At 72.9% G+C, this 16,417-nt stretch carries 16 protein-coding genes; 1 reads left to right on the top strand and 15 read right to left on the bottom strand.

Going from position 1 to position 16,417, the window contains the following annotated elements; translation table 11 throughout:
• Positions 1 to 2,141, bottom strand: a 2,141-nt coding sequence (locus CCN39_RS27720) for a DUF6779 domain-containing protein (protein WP_086846785.1), incomplete at its 3' end; no start/stop codon positions are given.
• Positions 2,142 to 2,210: 69 nt separating this feature from the next.
• Positions 2,211 to 2,672: a DUF3180 domain-containing protein gene (locus tag CCN39_RS27715; RefSeq protein WP_086846783.1), complete on the bottom strand. Its 462-nt coding sequence runs from the start codon at positions 2,670 to 2,672 to the stop codon at positions 2,211 to 2,213.
• A 118-nt stretch (positions 2,673 to 2,790) separates the two neighbouring features.
• Here CCN39_RS27715 and CCN39_RS27710 point away from each other — a divergent pair, with 118 nt between their 5' ends.
• Positions 2,791 to 3,726 carry a helix-turn-helix domain-containing protein gene (locus CCN39_RS27710; protein ID WP_086846781.1) on the top strand — a complete coding sequence of 312 codons (936 nt, stop codon included), beginning with the start codon at positions 2,791 to 2,793 and terminating at the stop codon, positions 3,724 to 3,726.
• 104 nt (positions 3,727 to 3,830) lie between these two features.
• Here CCN39_RS27710 and folK read toward each other — a convergent pair whose 3' ends face one another.
• From folK to dacB, 13 genes are all read right to left on the bottom strand, one after another.
• Positions 3,831 to 4,322, bottom strand: a complete 492-nt coding sequence (folK, locus tag CCN39_RS27705) for a 2-amino-4-hydroxy-6-hydroxymethyldihydropteridine diphosphokinase (RefSeq protein WP_086846779.1) — start codon at positions 4,320 to 4,322, stop codon at positions 3,831 to 3,833.
• Positions 4,319 to 4,678 carry a dihydroneopterin aldolase gene (gene folB, locus CCN39_RS27700; protein WP_086846777.1) on the bottom strand — a complete coding sequence of 120 codons (360 nt, stop codon included), beginning with the start codon at positions 4,676 to 4,678 and terminating at the stop codon, positions 4,319 to 4,321. The genes folK and folB overlap by 4 nt, the downstream gene beginning before the upstream one ends.
• Positions 4,671 to 5,468: a dihydropteroate synthase gene (gene folP, locus CCN39_RS27695; RefSeq protein ID WP_167455200.1), complete on the bottom strand. Its 798-nt coding sequence runs from the start codon at positions 5,466 to 5,468 to the stop codon at positions 4,671 to 4,673. The genes folB and folP overlap by 8 nt, the downstream gene beginning before the upstream one ends.
• A gap of 35 nt (positions 5,469 to 5,503) precedes the next feature.
• Positions 5,504 to 6,109 (bottom strand): GTP cyclohydrolase I FolE, encoded by a 606-nt coding sequence (folE, locus tag CCN39_RS27690; protein ID WP_167455199.1) that lies wholly within the window; start codon positions 6,107 to 6,109, stop codon positions 5,504 to 5,506.
• Positions 6,087 to 8,489, bottom strand: coding sequence for an ATP-dependent zinc metalloprotease FtsH (ftsH, locus tag CCN39_RS27685; protein ID WP_086846773.1), 2,403 nt, complete (start codon positions 8,487 to 8,489; stop codon positions 6,087 to 6,089). The genes folE and ftsH overlap by 23 nt, the downstream gene beginning before the upstream one ends.
• 201 nt (positions 8,490 to 8,690) lie before the next feature.
• Positions 8,691 to 9,518, bottom strand: coding sequence for an ESX secretion-associated protein EspG (locus tag CCN39_RS27680; RefSeq protein WP_086846772.1), 828 nt, complete (start codon positions 9,516 to 9,518; stop codon positions 8,691 to 8,693).
• Positions 9,519 to 9,617: 99 nt separating this feature from the next.
• A complete protein-coding gene (locus CCN39_RS27675) occupies positions 9,618 to 10,394 on the bottom strand; it encodes an ESX secretion-associated protein EspG (protein WP_086846769.1) in 777 nt (258 codons plus the stop codon).
• A gap of 58 nt (positions 10,395 to 10,452) precedes the next feature.
• Positions 10,453 to 11,850 carry a hypothetical protein gene (locus CCN39_RS27670; RefSeq protein WP_086846767.1) on the bottom strand — a complete coding sequence of 466 codons (1,398 nt, stop codon included), beginning with the start codon at positions 11,848 to 11,850 and terminating at the stop codon, positions 10,453 to 10,455.
• A gap of 22 nt (positions 11,851 to 11,872) precedes the next feature.
• Positions 11,873 to 12,238 (bottom strand): hypothetical protein, encoded by a 366-nt coding sequence (locus CCN39_RS27665; protein ID WP_167455198.1) that lies wholly within the window; start codon positions 12,236 to 12,238, stop codon positions 11,873 to 11,875.
• Positions 12,239 to 12,377: 139 nt separating this feature from the next.
• The gene (gene hpt, locus CCN39_RS27660) at positions 12,378 to 12,929 is read right to left on the bottom strand and encodes a hypoxanthine phosphoribosyltransferase (protein WP_086846763.1); all 552 of its coding nucleotides are present in this window, start codon (positions 12,927 to 12,929) and stop codon (positions 12,378 to 12,380) included.
• Between the two features lie 3 nt (positions 12,930 to 12,932).
• Positions 12,933 to 13,892, bottom strand: coding sequence for a tRNA lysidine(34) synthetase TilS (gene tilS, locus CCN39_RS27655; RefSeq protein WP_086846760.1), 960 nt, complete (start codon positions 13,890 to 13,892; stop codon positions 12,933 to 12,935).
• Complete coding sequence (locus tag CCN39_RS27650; RefSeq protein WP_086846757.1) at positions 13,889 to 14,899, bottom strand: zinc-dependent metalloprotease; 1,011 nt, start codon at positions 14,897 to 14,899, stop codon at positions 13,889 to 13,891. Before CCN39_RS27650 ends, tilS begins: the two co-directional genes overlap by 4 nt.
• Positions 14,900 to 14,989: 90 nt before the next feature.
• A partial coding sequence (gene dacB, locus CCN39_RS27645; RefSeq protein ID WP_086846755.1) for a D-alanyl-D-alanine carboxypeptidase/D-alanyl-D-alanine endopeptidase occupies positions 14,990 to 16,417 on the bottom strand: 1,428 nt, incomplete at its 5' end.

The following is a 16,417-nucleotide window of genomic DNA, read 5'->3' as shown; positions in this document are numbered from 1 at the left end:
GGCTCGCCGTCCGGACGGCGGCGGCGGCCTCCGCCCGGGGGCTCCGGTGCCGGGGGCACCGCCGGCATCTGCTGCGAGTCCTCCGGCTTGCGGCGGCGGCCGCCCGAACGGCCCTGGAAGTTGCGGACCGACTCCGGCAACGTCGGGTTCGCCATCGGCGTCTCGGCCTTGGCGGCCTCCGCCGGGGCGCGGTGCGAACCACCGTGCCGGGACGGCGGCTCCCCCAGCGCCGGCGACATGTCGGCCCGCGAGAACTGCTCCAGCCGCGACGGGCGGCGGCCGTCGGCGGCCGGGACCGGCGTGGTCGGCGGCACCACCGGGGGTAGGTCCGTGCGCGACGGCTGCCGCGGCGACGGGCCGTTGCTCGGCACCGGCGTCGTCGGCGGGACGACCGGCGGGAGGTCCGTGCGGGAGGCGGCGGCGTCCCGCGGCATCGGCGGCTTCTGTTCGGGCGGCTTCGGCCGGTTCGGCCGCTGGCGCTCGGCGAAGTCGTCGCGGTTCTGGAAGGCCGCGCTCAGGTCCTTGACCGGCCGGATGTCCGACCGCGACAGCTCCGACGGCTTCGGCGGCGGCACGCTGGCCGCCGGACGGCCCGGCGCCGGCCGCGGCGGCTCGGGCGCCTTGCGCGGATCGGGCCGCGCGCCGTTCGGCTGGCCGCCGACGCGCGGGAGGTCCGACCGGGACATCTCGACGCGCGGGATGTCGGGCCGCGACATCTCCACCCGCGGAATGTCCGGACGCGACATCTCCACCCGCGGGATATCCGGCCGGGACATCTCGACTCGCGGGATATCCGGCCGCGACATCTCCACCCGCGGGATATCCGGCCGGGACATCTCGACTCGCGGGATATCCGGCCGCGACATCTCCACCCGCGGAATGTCCGGACGCGACATCTCCACCCGCGGAATGTCCGCACGCGACGCTTCGCCCCGCGGGGCACTCGGCCGCGGCGCCTCGGGCCGGGGCATCTGCGCCTCGACGCGCGGGATGTCGGGCCGCGACATCTCGACCCGCGGGATGTCCGGACGCGACACCTCGACCGGCCGGATGTCCGACCGCGACAGCTCGGCCCGGCGCGCGGGCGGCGGCTCGGGACGGCGGATCTCCGTCTTCGGTTCCGGCGGCTGCGGGCGGCGGATCTCGGTCTTCGGCTCCGGCTGCTGCGGACGCCGGATCTCGGTCTTCGGGTCGGCGGGCCGCGGGACGTCCCGGCGCGTCGGCTCGGCGGCCGCCTCCGGACGGCGCTCGGGCTGCTTCGCGACTTCGTCCGGCTTCGGCAGCCGCATCGGCTGGGACTCGGCCTGGCGGCGGGCCGCCTCGGCCCGCAGCTCGGCGGCCTTCAGCTCGCGCTGCGCGGCGTTCAGCGCCGGGTCGACCGGCGGCACCGGCGGACGGCGCTCGCTCAGCGGCTTCGGCCGGGCGATCTGCTGGGTGCTCTGCACGGAGACGTTCGCCGGCGCCTTCGGGACCGGCTTGCCGCCGAAGCCCTTGTTGCCCTTGCCGAGGCCCTTGCCGTTCGCGGGCTTGCCGTTCGACGCCTTGCGACGGCGCTCGTCGAGGACGCGGTCGATCAGCTCGGTCGGCCGCTCGCCGCCCTCGACCACCGGCTTCTTCCCGGCCATCAGCTGGGCGGGCTTCTTCTTCGGCGCGCCGTCGGGAATCATGCGGTTCTCGTCGGACAGCTTGCGCATCCGGGTCGCCTGCGCGGTCAGCGCGACGCGTTCGAGCAGCACCTCGCCGCCGAACAGCGACTGGAGGCTGTCGCGCAGCGCGGACACCTCGGCGCGCAGCGCCTCCAGCTCCTCGCGGCCCTTGGAGTCGGCGGCGGTGCGGTTCTCCGCCTCCATCTCCAGCTCGTACTCGCGCCGGGCCGCGATCTCGCGTTCCAGCTCCAGTTCGTACACAGCCTGCGCCTCGGCGACCGCGTCCTCGCTCTGTGCCGCGCTCTTGCGGTACTTCACGGCGAGGAAAGCGCCGATCAGGGCGGCCCAGAGGGCCGCGACGATCCCGAGCCTGAGGTAGCGGAGATCGTCGCTGAGCACCAGTGCGAGGGTGGCTCCGATGGCGAGGACAAAGCCGACAACGAGCCACGGCCTGCCCAAGAGGCGGCCGCGCGAGTCGTCACCCACGCCGGTCATGACTGACACCGTACCTGCTCGTAATCCGAACGAGACCTACTCGGTCCAGCGAGCGGTGGGATTCCAGCGCTAACCGGTCGTCCCGCGGGTGCGCTCACGATCGTGGTCCTGCGGGGTCCGGCAGCAGTGTTCGAGCCACAAAGCCGCTGCTACCAGGGCTGCGGCGGACACCGCGCCGACCGCGGCGGCGCGCGTGTCGAGAACCGCGGCGACGAGTTCGTCACGTCTGGGAAAAAGATAGGCCAGCGCCGCGAGCCAGGCGCCCGCCATGAACGCGCCAGCGAGTGACGAAGCCTTGGCGAGGGCCACCGATCGGGCTACCCCGATCGCGCCGACGACCCGGCCGTTCTTGATGCGCGACCGGATCGAAAACGCCAGCACGACCTCGATCACGGCGAGCACGGCGAAGGTGACGCCGGCGAGCAGCGGGAGCTGCGGCAGCGAGCCGTAGGCCGTCTGGAAGAGCAGGTAGCCGAGGCCCAGGCCGAGCAGCCCGGCCACCACCAGGTCGCGGGGCCGGGTGAAGTGCATGCCTCAACCGTACCGTGCAGTAACGTCGCGGGGCTCCGCCCTGGGCCGGGGCCTCGGCCACCCGGGCTTCCGAAGTACCGTTGACTCTCCACCGACTGGAGAGTTCATCATGCGTTTTGTGGGCACCACCGCAACCTTCACCATCGGCGAGCTGTCCCGGCGGACCGGCCTGCCGGTCAAGACGATCCGCTTCTACTCGGACGAAGGCCTCCTGCCGCCGACCGAGCGGACGGACGCCGGTTACCGGCTCTACGACGCGGCCGCGATGGCCCGCCTGGAGCTGGTCCGCACGCTGCGGGAGCTGGGTCTCGGCCTCGCCGACGTCTCCGCGGCCCTGAGCCAGTCGACGACCGTCGGCGAGCTCGCGGTCCGGCACGTCGAGGCGCTCGACGAGCAGATCCGGCGGCTGCGGCTGCGCCGGGCGGTGCTGCGCGCGGTGGCCAAGCGCAATTCCGAACTGGAGGAAGTGAACCTGATGAACCGTCTCGCGTCGATGTCCGACGAGGAGCGCAAGCGGCTGGTCGACGAGTTCTGGGACGAAATGGTCGCCGGGCTCGACATCGACCAGGAGTTCTACCGCCGGATGCGCGCCGGGAAGCCGGAGCTGCCCGACGACCCGACGCCGGAGCAGCTCGAAGCCTGGATCGAGTTCGCCGAGCTGGTCCAGGACCCGGACTTCCGGGCCTTGATCCGCCGCATGAGCGAAACCCAGGCCCAGCAGATCGAGGACGGCGAGTTCCAGCAGCCGGCGGATGCCTGGCAGCAGAACTGGCCGGTCTGGGTCTCCCGCGCGGAGGAGGCGGTGGCGGCCGGCGAATCGCCCACGTCGGAGACGGGGCAAACGCTTGCGGCCGACCTGGCGGCGGCCTCCGCTCCCGACGACCAGGACCCCGCCTCGCCGGAGTTCCGGGCGGAGCTGGCAGACCGGTTCGCGATGAGCGGCGACCCGCGCGCCGAGCGCTACTGGCAGCTGCTGGCGACGATCAACGGCTGGCCACCGGTCCCCACGGCCCAGCCGGCGGTGCGTTTCATGATCGACGCCCTGCGCGGCTGAGCGCACGGAGAGAGCAACTCGGCGACGAACCGGCGGTGAACCGTAACGGTCACCCCCGGTTCACCGATGAGTCACCTTTCCGGCCATCGAAAGCGCGGCGGCCGTCAGCGCAGCTCGAGGTCCGTCCGGCGGACCGTCGCCACTTCGTCCGCCGGGCGGGCCTTCAGCAGCTCGGCGATCGGACCGTGGCCCGGCAGGACCGCGTCCGGGGCGATCTCCACCCAGGGCACCAGCACGCTCGCGCGGTCGGGGGTTCCCGGGTGCGGCAGCAGCAGCTCCGGGTCCTCCGACGTCACGCCGTCCACGGTGACCACGTCGACGTCCAGCGTCCGGGGGCCCCAGCGCAGCTCGCGGACCCGGCCCGCCGCCTGCTCGGCCGCCTGGCCCGTGCGCAGCCACGCCCAGTGGTCGCGGGCCGGGTCGTCGACCACGCAGACCGCGTTGAGGAAGTCCGGCTGGTCCGCCACGCCCCACGCCTTGGTCTCGTACACGCTCGACACCGCGACCAGCGCGGGCCGGACCGCGTCCAGCGCCAGCCGCAGGAAGCCCAGCCTGTCGCCCAAGTTGGAGCCGAGGGAGAGGACCGCGCGGCTCACCGGTCGCGCCGGACCGTGACGGCCACGTCGTCGAACGTCAGCGGGATCGGCGCCGACGGCTTGTGCACCGTCACCTCGACCGCGCTCAGGCGCTCGTCGCGCAGCACCTCGTCGGCGATCTTGCCCGCGACGCTCTCGATGAGGTCGTACGGCTCGCCCGCGACGATCCCCGCCGCCAGCTCGGCCAGCTCGCCGTAGTGCAGGGTCTTCGTCAGGTCGTCCGACGCGGCGGCCGGCCCGAGGTCCAGCCACACGGTGACGTCGACGACGAACTCCTGGCCGTCCCGCTTCTCGTGCTCGAACACGCCGTGGCGCCCGAACACGCGCAGGCCGGTCAGCGTGATCCGGTCAGCCATCCGTCCTCCAAGCGGCGGCCACCGCGACCGCGTCCAGCGAAGCCCCGACCTCGTGCACCCGCACGCCCCACGCACCGGCCGCCGCGGCGAGCGCGGAGATCGCGGCGGTGGCGTCCTCCCGGCCGTCCGGCGGGCGCGGCGTTCCGTCCTTTTCGGACAGCAGGCGGCCGAGGAACCTCTTGCGCGAGGCGCCCACGAGCACCGGGAAACCGAGGGAGAGCAACGAGTCCAGCCCGCGCAGCAACGCCCAGTCGTGCTCGGCGTTCTTCGCGAAACCCAGCCCGGGGTCCAGCACGATGGCGCTCTCGGCCACGCCGGCCGCGAGCGCCGCGTCCACTCTGGACAACAGCTCGGCGCGCACGTCCGCCACGACGTCCGCATACTCGGCGAGCGCCTGCATGTCCTTGCTGTGCCCCCGCCAGTGCATCAGCACCCACGGCACCCCGGCATCGGCCGCGACGCGCGCCATGTCCGGGTCGGCCAGCCCACCCGAGACGTCGTTGACGACGTGCGCGCCGGCTTCGAGCGCCGCGGCGGCCACGGACGCCCGCGTCGTGTCGACCGACAGCGCCATCCCTTCGGCGGCGAGCGTCTTGATCACCGGCAGGACGCGCTGCAGCTCCGTGGCGGCGTCCACCCGGGACGCTCCCGGCCGCGTCGACTCACCCCCGACGTCGATCAGGTCGGCCCCGCGCGCCCACATCTCGCGGGCGTGCTCCAGCGCCTGGTCGAGCCCGAGGTAGCGGCCACCGTCCGAAAAGGAATCGGGCGTCACGTTCAGCACGCCCATCACCACGCACCGGCCGGGCGCGGGAAGCCCCACGCTCACCGGCGCGCCTTGATGAGATCGAGCGCCTCCGCCCGCGACGACGGGGAAGTCTTCAGCTGCCCGCGGACGGCGGAGGTGGTGGTGCGGGCGCCGGGCTTCCGGATGCCGCGCATGGCCATGCAGAGGTGCTCGGCCTCGATGACGACGATCACGCCCCGCGGTTCGAGCTTGCGGACGAGGGCGTCGGCGACCTGGGAGGTCAGGCGCTCCTGGACCTGGGGACGCTTGGCGTAGAGGTCGACCAGGCGCGCGAGCTTGGAGAGCCCGGTGACCTTCCCGGCGGCGTTCGGGATGTACCCGACGTGCGCGACGCCGTGGAAGGGCACCAGGTGGTGCTCGCATTGGCTGTACATCGGGATGTCCGTGACCAGCACCAGCTCTTCGTGGGACTCGTCGAACGTCCGGTCCAGCACCGAGTCCGGCTCGATGTAGAGCCCCGCGAACATCTCCTGGTACGCCCGGGCGACCCGGGCGGGAGTGTCTTTCAGACCGTCCCGCTCCGGGTCTTCGCCACAGGCCAGGAGAAGCTCGCGGATCGCCTTCTCCGCCCGGTCGTGGTCGAAGACCGGGCGGTCGGCGTCACTGGGGCTTCTCTGGTCCATCCACGTCACGACGCTCCCCCTCGCTCTGCTGGTTGCCGGCTTGGTCGGCGAACCAGCCGTGCTCACGGGGGCGTTCTTCACCACCGGGCCGCCACGACTGGCCCGGCTGACCGCCCGGCGAGGTCGCGGGCGTCCAGCCCGGAGGGGCACCGTAGTTCGGCGGGCCGCTCTGGCCGGCCGGACCGCCCGGCTGGCCGCCGTAGTTCTGCGGCCAGTGCGCCGTACCGTTGGGGCCACCGTTCGGGCCGCCGTAGGGACGGCCGCCGTTCGGGTAGGCGCCCGGCTGCGGCGGGGCGTACGGGTTGGCGTTCGGATCGACGGGCGACGGCGACGGGTACGGCGGGCCGCCCGGCAGGTCGCCCGCGCCCTGGGCGGTGCCGACCGGGGTCGGCTCCGGCTTCAGGACCGGCTTCTCCTTCTCCGGCGGCGGCCACGGCTCGCCGCGCTCCATCGCCAGCTCGCCCGGGGTCTTGATCGGCGGCTTGTCCGACGGCGTCCGCTCACCGAACTCGTTGAACACGGTGATGTGCGGGCGCTTCTCGACCGTCGCGAAGATCCGCTCCAGGTCCTTGCGGGTCAGCGTCTCCTTCTCCAGGAGCTCGATGACCAGCTCGTCGAGCACGTCGCGGTAGGTGTTGAGCACGTGCCACGCCTCGGTGTGCGCGGTCTCGATGAGCTTGCGCACCTCCTCGTCGATCTCGTGCGCCACTTCCAGCGAGTAGTCCGCCTGGCGGCCGGCCGAGCGGCCGAGGAACGGGTCACCCTGCTCCTGGCCGTACTTGACCGCGCCGAGCCGGGCACTCATGCCGTACTCGGTGACCATCGCGCGGGCGATCTTCGTCGCCTGCTCGATGTCGGACGAGGCCCCGGTGGTGGGCTCGTGGAAGACGAGCTCCTCCGCCGTGCGGCCACCCATCGCGAAGACCAGCCGCCCGATCATCTCGGAGCGGGTCATCAGGTCCTTGTCGTCCTCGGGGACGAGCAGCGCGTGCCCGCCCGTGCGGCCGCGCGGCAGGATGGTCAACTTGTAGACCGGTTCGATGTCCGGCATCGCCCACGCGGCGAGCGCGTGCCCGCCTTCGTGGTAGGCCGTGATCTTCTTCTCCTTCTCGGAGATGATCCGGCTCTTGCGGGCGGGGCCGCCGACGACGCGGTCGACCGACTCCTCCAGCGCCGCGTCGGTGATCACGTGCCCGTTCTGGCGGGCGGTGAGCAGCGCGGCCTCGTTGAGCACGTTCGCCAGGTCGGCGCCGGACATGCCGACGGTCCGCTTGGCCAGGCTGGTCAGGTCGGTGCCCTGGGCGATCGGCTTGCCCTTGGCGTGCACCTCGAGGATCGCCTTGCGGCCGCGCAGGTCGGGCGCGGACACCGGGATCTGCCGGTCGAACCGGCCGGGGCGCAGCAGCGCCGGGTCGAGGATGTCGGGCCGGTTGGTGGCCGCGATCAGGATGATCCCGCCGCGGGCGTCGAAGCCGTCCATCTCGACGAGCAGCTGGTTCAGGGTCTGCTCGCGCTCGTCGTGCCCGCCGCCGAGGCCGGCGCCGCGCTGGCGGCCGACCGCGTCGATCTCGTCGACGAAGATGATGCAGGGCGCGTTCTGCTTGGCCTGTTCGAACAGGTCACGCACGCGCGAGGCACCGACACCGACGAACATCTCGACGAAGTCCGAGCCGGAGATCGTGTAGAACGGCACGCCCGCCTCGCCGGCGACGGCCCGCGCGAGCAGCGTCTTGCCGGTACCCGGCGGCCCGTAGAGCAGGACGCCCTTCGGGATCTTCGCGCCGAGCGCCTGGTAGCGCGCCGGGTTCTGCAGGAAGTCCTTGATCTCGTACAGCTCTTCGACGGCCTCGTCGGCACCCGCGACGTCCCCGAAGGTCGTCTTGGGCATGTCCTTGTTCAGCTGCTTGGCCTTGGACTTGCCGAAGTTGAGGACGCGGTTGCCGCCGCCCTGCGCGTTGTTCATCATCCACATCAGCAGGCCCAGCACGAGGGCGAGCGGGATGGCGAAGATGAGGATCTGCGTCAGCACGCCCTGCTGGGTCACCTTGGTGGTGAACTTGATCGGCTGGCCGCCGGCCTTCGCCGCGATCAACGAGTCGTAGATCGGGCGGGTGGCGTCCGCGGGGTACTGCGAAATGATCTGGGTGACCTGCTGGCCGTCGACGTCGACGGGCTTGGCCAGCAGCAGTTTGAGCTGCTGTTCCTTGTCCTCGAGGCTGGCTTCCTTGACGTTGTTCGAGGTGATCTGGGAGTTCGCCACCGAGATGGGTGCCTGGGTGTACCCACGATCACTGTCGAAGATCGTGTTGTACGCGAACAACGCCAGCAACCCCGCGACGATCCACAGCAGTGGGTTCCTGAGCACGCTCTTCCGGTTCATACGACTCGGCCCTGGTGGCCTCGACCCTCCCTGGTTGGGCGGCTCCTGTGATACCCGCCATCACGATCTTGACAACCACTGGTGCCTGGACACCTGCTCATCAGGGTACCGTCCGCTGCCGCGTTCATCCCCTGTGAGCCTCTCGCAGGTCAACGGGCGATACCGCGCCGGGGTTCCCGTGCGGTGTCCGAGCCCTTCACGCTAGCGCGTGCCGTCCGACACACTGCTCACCATCTCGCCCAGCCGGGTGCGCAGCGTCGCCGCGTCGGCCGGGGCCACGGTGACCCACTCGCGACCGTCCGTACCTGCGCGGGAGAGGCTCAGGTAGCGGCCGGTCGCGGTGTCGAACCAGGCCAGCACGCGGGACCGTTGCTTCGCTCCGACCTGCGAACGGCTGTTCGCTGCCAGCTGACCGCCCCGCTGCCGGGGCTGCCCGGCGATGCGGCCGTAGGCCTCGCGCGGGTCGGCCGTGACGCGTTCGCTCAGCGGGGTCCGGCGCGCCCGGCCCCGGCGCTTGTCTTCTTCCTCACCCGGCGACGACGGCAGCGACACCGGCACCCGGATCGGCGCGGTGTGCAGGGCGTCGTCGAGCGGGAGTGTGACCGACGCCTCGCTGCCGCGCGGCCCGCCGGGCAGCACTCCGACGACGGCGGAGACCAGGCCGTCCGGCGGGACATCCCGCAGCCAGATCCCGTCGGCGTCCTGGACCGCGAGCACGCCCTTGGTCTCGTCTGCCGCCGCGAGGACGCCCACCGTCGGGGCTTCGAACTGCGGGATGTGCAGCGCGTCGATGGTCAGCGGGGCGAAGGCCAGCAGGTGCACGGCGTCCTCGATCGGCGGCGCGAGCCGGCCGCGTGGTTCGCGGATGCCGCGCGCCTTCAGCTCGACGTCGACGCGGTGACGCAGCGACACGCGCTCGTCCTCGGTCGCGCCGTGCGACCGGACGATCAGCGGGTACGGCAGCTCCCCGACCCGCGCCGACTCCCACAGGAAGTCGAACGCCAGTGGCGAGAAGAACTCTTGCATCATCACTCTCCCGGATCGGACTCTTGCTCAGCGTAGCCCGCACCCCCGACAGAACCGGATGGTTCCGGTGGCGAGCTGGGCACGTCCGGAGAACCGGGGACTTCAGACCGAGCTGGTCGTCGCGGCTCCGGCGAGCATCTCACCGAGGCGGTGCCGCAAGGTGGCGGCGTCGGCGGGGGCGATGGTGATCCAGTCCCGGCCGTCGCGGCCGCCGGTGGCCTGGGTGAAGTAGCGGCCGGTCTCGGTGTCGAACCAGCTCAGCACCGGCGTGCGGGTGCGTGCGCCCAGCCGGCTGCGGGCGTTGGCGGCGATCTGACCGCCGCGCAGCCGCGGCTGGGCCTGCAGCCGGGCCAGCGCCTTGCGGTCCTCGTCGGCCGACGCGCGCTCGTCACCGTTGGCGCGGCGCTGCAGGAAGTCGCCGCCGGTCAGCTGGTCCAGCGGCACCGTGACCGACTTCTCGCTGCCGCGCGGAGCACCCGGCAGCAGCGAGACGATCGCGCTCGCGAGCCCGTCGGGCGGGCACGGCTGCAGGTGCAGGCCGCGGGTGTCCTGCACGGCCAGCAGGCCCTGGCCGCCCAGCACGCCGGCGATCGCGAGCAGCGGTTCGGCGTCCGGGGCGATCAGCTGGACGGCGTCCAGGCTCAGCTCGGGGGCCGCCAGCACGCCGAAGTAGTCCTCGACGTGCGGCTCCGGCCGGCCACGGCCGTCGGCGAGCCCACGGGCGGTGAGGCCCTCCAGCGTGCGGCGGCGCAGCAGCGACCGCTCGTCCTCGGTCGCGCCGTGCGAACGGATGCGCAGCGGGTACGGCAGCTCGCCCAGCCCGGCCGACTCCCACAGGAAGTCCACCTCGACCGGGGTGAGCAGCTCAGCGTTCGGCATCGAGCCACCCCCAGGAGGAACCGGGCCGGGCACACTCGGCGTGCCCGGCCCGAACGGATCAGCGGTCTTCGTCGTCCCCGGACCACGCGCCGATGACCGGCGGCGGGGTCGCCTGGTTCGCGCCGAAGGCCTCGTCCGGGTCCGCCTCGATGAGGAAGGACGCGTGCGTGTGCTCCTCGTCCTGCTCGCCCTGGGCACCCTGCGGGGCCATGCCGCCCATGCCGGGGCTCATCGGCGGCGGCGTCTGCCCGCCGATGGTGCCCGCCGAGGAGACGACGCCCTGCTGCGGCGCCTGGGCCGACGCGGCGCTCTGGCCCTGGCCTTCGGCTGCCGCCAGGCTCGTTTCGTTCTGGGACTTCGCGCCGGACTTGCTGCCCGCGCCCAGCGCCCGCGACGCCAGCGCGCCGAGGCCGCCGGCCAGCCCGCCGATGCCGAGGCCCATGCCGACCTTGCCGAGCGGGTTGCCGCCACCCGGCTGCGCGCCGCCCGGGGCGACGTGGCCCGCGCCGGTGCCGGTGCCGGCGCCGCTGACCGAGCCACCGGCGCCGTCGCTGCCGAGCGTGGCCGCGTCCGCGCCGAAGCCCGCACCCGCGCCCGCGACACCGCCGTGGACGCCGTTCGGGCCGACCCCGGCGTGCTGCGCGCCGAACGCGCCGCCGTGGCCGCCGAAGCCCGCGCCACCGGAGGCGAAGATCGCGTCGCCCGCGCCGGGCAGCGCGTCGACCGGGCCCGTGCCGCCGACGCTGTTCAGCGCGTTGAACGAGAGCGAGTTGTGCGACCCCGTCGGCTTCATGCCGAGCGACTCCGGGCCGAAGCTCGGGGTCGAGTTGTCGACCTCCTTCATCGCCTGGGTGTAGGCGTTGAAGAAGGCGACCTGCTGCGCCTTCACGTCGTTCGCCGCGTCCGCCTGCGCCTTCTGATCGGCGACCAACGCCGCCGGACCGCCGGCCAGCGCGGCCGCCATGGCCTGCTTGGGGTCGTAGTCCTTCGGGGCGGGCATCTTCTTGACCTCGGCGGCCGCCGAGGCCTGCTTGGCGAGCCGGTCGGACATCGTGTGCGCGGCGTCGGAAGCCTGCGAACCGGAGTTCGCGATGGCCACCAGCGCGCCCTGCGCACCCGCGGCGCCCCGGCCGACCCACGCGTTGCCCAGCTCGGAGATCGCGTTGTAGAGGTGGTCGGAGGCCTGCTTCAGCTCGGCGCCGTGGTGCGCCCAGACGTGCCCGGTCGCCTCGGCCGTGCCGGGGTCGTTGTTGTTGACCGCGCCGGCGTAGAGCTGCTGGCTTTCCTGCGCGTTCCAGTTCGGCGGGTTGGCGATCGCCCGGTCGCTGCCCATGTCGAAGCCGCCGGCGCTGCCGCGGGCGCTGTCGACGATGTTCTGCGACGTCGAGTTGTCGCCGAGCGGGACGAGCGAGCCCGGGTCGGTCGCCGCCGGCTGGTCGCTGTGGTTCGGAGCCATGACTACGAGTTCCCCTCTGGACTCAGGCGTTACGGAACGGGTCGGCCGCGGCCTGGTCGATCTCGTGGTACCGGGCCATCGCCGTGACGATGCCCTCTTCGGCGGCGGAGTACTGGTCGAGCAGGTTCTGCAGCGCGGCGGCGTAGGAATCGCCCCCGCCGTCCGCGCGCTGCACGAACTTCGCGGCCATCGCGTTGCCGACCGGGTTGTCGCCGAGCTTCGGCGGCTGGGCGAGCGTGCCCGCGCCGGCGAGCAGGGCCTCGACCGCGTCCTTGCCGGTGCGGATCTTGTTCAGCACGGCCTGCGCGGCGTCGGGGTCGATCCCGACCTGACCCGCCGCGGCCGCGGCCTTGAAGGCGTTCGCATCGGCAGCGCTGCTGTTCGCCATCTGCACTCTCTCCCGTTCCCCCGACCCGGTCACCGCGGGCACGAATGGTCTTCGCATAGGTTAACGCACGTGATCAGAGCCTATGACGCATTCCGCGAAGCCGGGGTTCCGCGGATCCGGTAGTTGCGCCGAACGGTTCTCAGGACGCGTAGACCTTGGGGTCCAGGGTGCCGATGTAGGGCAGGTCCCGGTACCGCTCGGCGTAGTCGAGGCCGTAGCCGACGACGAACTCGTTGGGGATGTCGAAGCCGATGTACTTCACCGGCACGTCCACCTTCACCGCTTCCGGCTTGCGCAGCAGCGAAACGACCTCGAGGGACGCGGGGTTGCGGCTGGCGAGGTTCTTCAGCAGCCACGACAGCGTCAGGCCGGAGTCGACGATGTCCTCGACGATGAGGACGTCCCGGCCCGCGATGTCGCGGTCGAGGTCCTTGAGGATCCGGACGACCCCGGACGACGACGTCGCCGATCCGTAGGAGGACACGGCCATGAATTCCAGCTGCGTCGGCAGCGGCAGCGCACGGGCGAAGTCGGTCATGAACATGACCGCACCCTTCAGGACGCCCACCAGCAGGAGTTCGCCCTGCCCGTTGGCCGGATAGTCGGCAGCGATCTGCTCCGACAGCTCCGCGATCTTGTCCTTGATCTGCTGCTCGGTGACGAGCACGGAGGCGATTTCGCCCTCGTACACGGGTCATTCTCCTCGGGTGGTGGGTTGGGAGGTGACGCAGAGCCTGCCACGGCACCGGCTCGCCTCCAAGTTGCCGGGCAACCAGACGCCGCCCTGACCACGCCACCGGGCGACGAGGCCGTCGACCGCCCGGAGGTGCGCGTCGGTGAGCTCGCGCACACCCGATTGCAGCAGCCACCTGCGAAGAACCCGCCGCCGCAGTGCGGCGGGCTCGGCCTCGAGGACGCCGACATCCAGCCCTTCGGCACCGCCCGCGCGGGTGAAGATCATGTCCGCCACTGTGTCCAGCGCCTCATTGTCTTCCCGCAGCTGCGCCGCCGTCCGGGCGAGCGCGGCCGCGACTCCGCCGTTGAGGACGTCCTCCAGCAACGGCAGGACTTCGGTGCGCAACCGGACGCGGGTGAAGCGCGGCTCGGCGTTGTGCGGGTCGGCCCAGGGCTCGACGCCGAGCTCGGCGCACGCGGCCCGGGTGGTGGCGCGCGGGACGGCGAGCAGCGGCCGTCCCCACGGCGGGTCGTGCGGCCGCATCCCGGCGACGCTGCGCGGGCCGGACCCGCGGCCGAGCCCGAGCAGGACGGTTTCGGCCTGGTCGTCGAGGGTGTGGCCGAGCAGGACGAGCCCGTGCCCGGCGAGTGCCCGGTAGCGGGCCTTGCGCGCGGCGGCTTCCGGGCCGCCCGGGCCGGTGACGTCGGTTCGGCGCACCTCGGCTTCGTCGGCGCCCAGTGCCTTCGCCGCGGCGGCCGCGTCGGCCGCGACCTTGGCCGAGCCCGCCTGGAGCCCGTGGTCGACGACCAGCGCGCGGACGACGTGCCCGCGGTGGTGCCCGACGTGCGCGGCGGCCTCGGCGAGCGCGAGGGAGTCGGCGCCGCCGGACACCGCGACGCACAGCTCGGGCGGCGCTTCGACGGTCTCCAGGAAGGCGCGGACGGCCCGGCGGACGGCCGCGACCGCCGGCCCGGTCATCCGTGCAGGCGCCGGACCCACGCCGCCGGGTCGGAGATCTCGGCGCGCGACGGCAGGGTGTTCGGCGACCGCCAGACGGCGTTGAAGCCGTCCATGCCGACGGCGTCGACGACGTGCTTCGTGAACTTCGCGCCTTCTTCGTACTGACGGATCTTCGCGTCGACGCCGAGCAGCGCGCGCAGCAGCCGGTCGAAGACGCCGCCGCCCTTGCGCCGGGCGGTGAACCGCGCGCGGATCTTGTCGACGCTCGGGACGACCTGCGGCCCGACGGCGTCCATCACGTAGTCGGCGTGCCCCTCCAGGAGCGTCGAGAGCGCCAGCAGCCGGTCGAAGACCGCGCGCTCCTTCGGCGACTGGAGCAGCTCGGCCAGGTTCAGCTTGGGGCCCTGCTTGATCGCCTCCGGCAGCCGGCCGACCAGGTCGGACAGGCTGTCCGTCCCGCCGCCCGCCAGCCCCGAGACGAGCCGCTCGACCTCGTCGGCGAAGTAGTCGCGCAGCCACTTGACCGCGGTGAACTGGAGCCGGTGGGTGCACTCGTGCAGGCAGACCCAGAGCCGGAAGTCGTGGCCGGGCACGTCCATCGCCTGCTCGGCGGCGACGACGTTCGGCGCGACCAGCAGCAGCCGGCCTTCCTTGTCCGGCCCGCCGAAGGGGTCGTACTGGCCGAGCACGCGGCTGGCGAGGAAAGCGAGCACCAGCCCGGTCTGGACGCCGGCGCCGCCGGCCAGGATCGGCCCGAGCGGCCCGCCCTGCTGCGGCAGCGCCCGCCCGGTCAGCGCGTCCAGCCCGGCCGCCGCCGAGCGGACCCAGCCCGGGCGGTCGACGACCTCGCCGGGCAGCAGCGGCAGGTCGAGTCCCAGGTTCGTCAGCTGCCGCACGTGCCCCTCGGCCTCGACGGTCAGCTCGCGCAGGTCGGTGACGGCCTCCTCGGCCCGTTCCCGCGGCACCTGCGGGCCGCCGCGCACCAGCAAGGCGCCGGTCTGCGCGGCGATCGCCCAGTCGACCATGGGCCGGGTCTGCGTTTCCTGACTCACCCTTCCGACGCTACCTGCCCGGTGCCCGTTTCCGGCCACGATCTTCGTACGGTTCGGCGTCCGTCAGGCGCAGCCGCACTTGCGCAGGCTCGTCGCGAGGACGTCGAGGGCGTCGCGGCCGGAGTCGGTGTCGGAGCCGTTGGACATGAACGCGAACACGAGCACCCGGCCGTCCTGGTCGAGGACCAGCCCGGCGAGGGTGTTCACCCCGGTGAGCGTGCCGGTCTTGGCCCGCACCCAGCCCCGGCCGGCCTGCGACGCCGCCGTGTCGAACCGCTCGTCGGCGAGGGTGCCGGAGCCGCCCGCGACCGGGAGGCCCGCCAGCACCGGCCGCAGCTTCGCGGTGTTCGGGTCCTTGCCCTCCTGCGCCGCGGCCGCCGCCAGGAGCTGGGTGAGCAACCGGGCCGGGATGCGGTTCAGCGACGAGATGCCGCTGCCGTCCGAGAGCTCGACACCCGTGACGTCGAAGCCGTGGTCCTTCAGCACCTTGATGGTCGCCCTGGCGCCGCCGGCGTAGCTGGCTTCCTCGCCGCTCGCGAGCGCGACCTGCCGGGCGACCGCCTCGGCGAGGACGTCGTCGGACAGCACCATCAGGTCGGACACCAGCTCGGTCAGCGGGGCGGACTTGACCTCGGCGACCACCTTCGCGTTCTTGGGCGCGGTCGCCTGGCCACCCGCCGAGGCACCCAGCTTCGAGGCGATCGACGAGGCGAGCGCGCTGCCCGCGTTCGCCGTGCGCTGCGAGTTGTTGTCCTTGGGGTTGATGCGGCCGCCGTCGGCCATCACGGGCGACATCTGCGTCGCGTAGGTCGACGGCGCGTCGCCCGCCTCCCAGCCCGGCGCGGTCGTCGCGCCCTTGAACAGGGTCAGGTCGACCTGCACCTTCTTGACGCCCGGAGCCGCCTTCTTGACCTGCGCGACGAGGTCGTCGACGTGCGCGGCCCCGGGGTACAGCGGGGAGTCGGTGCCCAGCGGCAGGTTGGTGAGCGTCGTGTCGCCGCCGCCGACCAGGATCACCGTGCCCGGATCCGCGCCCTGCACGATCTTGGTCGACAGGCGCAGGTTGTGGTCCAGCGAAAGCAGCGCGGCCGCGGACGTGAGCACCTTCGTCGTCGAGGCGGGCGTCACCGGCGACGCCGAGTTGCGGTCCCACAGGACGGTGCCGGTCACCGGGTCGATCACGCTGCCGGTGAGCTGGCCGAGGGCGCCGTTGCCGGCCGCCGAAGCCAGCGCGGCCTTGACGCCGTTCGCGGTCGGTGCCGTCCCGGAGGTGGCCGGCCCCTGGAGCCGGCGCGTGGCCGCGGAGGGCGACGGCGGGTCGCCCTTGGGCGCGTTCGGGGCCCACGGCAGCGCCAGCCGGTTCGCCACCTTCGGGGTCGCTGCGGCGACCCCGCCGCCGGCCAGCACCAGGAGGACGACCACGACCAGCGCGATCAGCTTGCCCTTGCGCCGCTTCTTCGGCGGCTCACCGGCGGACGGCGCCTCGGCCGC

Source organism: Amycolatopsis kentuckyensis, assembly GCF_002155975.1.
Taxonomy (GTDB): domain Bacteria; phylum Actinomycetota; class Actinomycetes; order Mycobacteriales; family Pseudonocardiaceae; genus Amycolatopsis; species Amycolatopsis kentuckyensis.
This window is presented reverse-complemented; position numbering and strand designations above follow the sequence as displayed.

Bases quoted from the DNA above. Each gene is read 5' to 3' on its own strand.
- CCN39_RS27715 (WP_086846783.1), bottom strand. From the start codon at position 2,672: ATGCACTTCACCCGGCCCCGCGACCTGGTGGTGGCCGGGCTGCTCGGC.
- folB (WP_086846777.1), bottom strand. From the start codon at position 4,678: ATGGCTGACCGGATCACGCTGACCGGCCTGCGCGTGTTCGGGCGCCAC.
- folP (WP_167455200.1), bottom strand. From the start codon at position 5,468: ATGGGCGTGCTGAACGTGACGCCCGATTCCTTTTCGGACGGTGGCCGC.
- folE (WP_167455199.1), bottom strand. From the start codon at position 6,109: ATGGACCAGAGAAGCCCCAGTGACGCCGACCGCCCGGTCTTCGACCAC.
- ftsH (WP_086846773.1), bottom strand. From the start codon at position 8,489: ATGAACCGGAAGAGCGTGCTCAGGAACCCACTGCTGTGGATCGTCGCG.
- CCN39_RS27680 (WP_086846772.1), bottom strand. From the start codon at position 9,518: ATGATGCAAGAGTTCTTCTCGCCACTGGCGTTCGACTTCCTGTGGGAG.
- CCN39_RS27675 (WP_086846769.1), bottom strand. From the start codon at position 10,394: ATGCCGAACGCTGAGCTGCTCACCCCGGTCGAGGTGGACTTCCTGTGG.
- CCN39_RS27670 (WP_086846767.1), bottom strand. From the start codon at position 11,850: ATGGCTCCGAACCACAGCGACCAGCCGGCGGCGACCGACCCGGGCTCG.
- CCN39_RS27665 (WP_167455198.1), bottom strand. From the start codon at position 12,238: ATGGCGAACAGCAGCGCTGCCGATGCGAACGCCTTCAAGGCCGCGGCC.
- tilS (WP_086846760.1), bottom strand. From the start codon at position 13,892: ATGACCGGGCCGGCGGTCGCGGCCGTCCGCCGGGCCGTCCGCGCCTTC.
- CCN39_RS27650 (WP_086846757.1), bottom strand. From the start codon at position 14,899: ATGGTCGACTGGGCGATCGCCGCGCAGACCGGCGCCTTGCTGGTGCGC.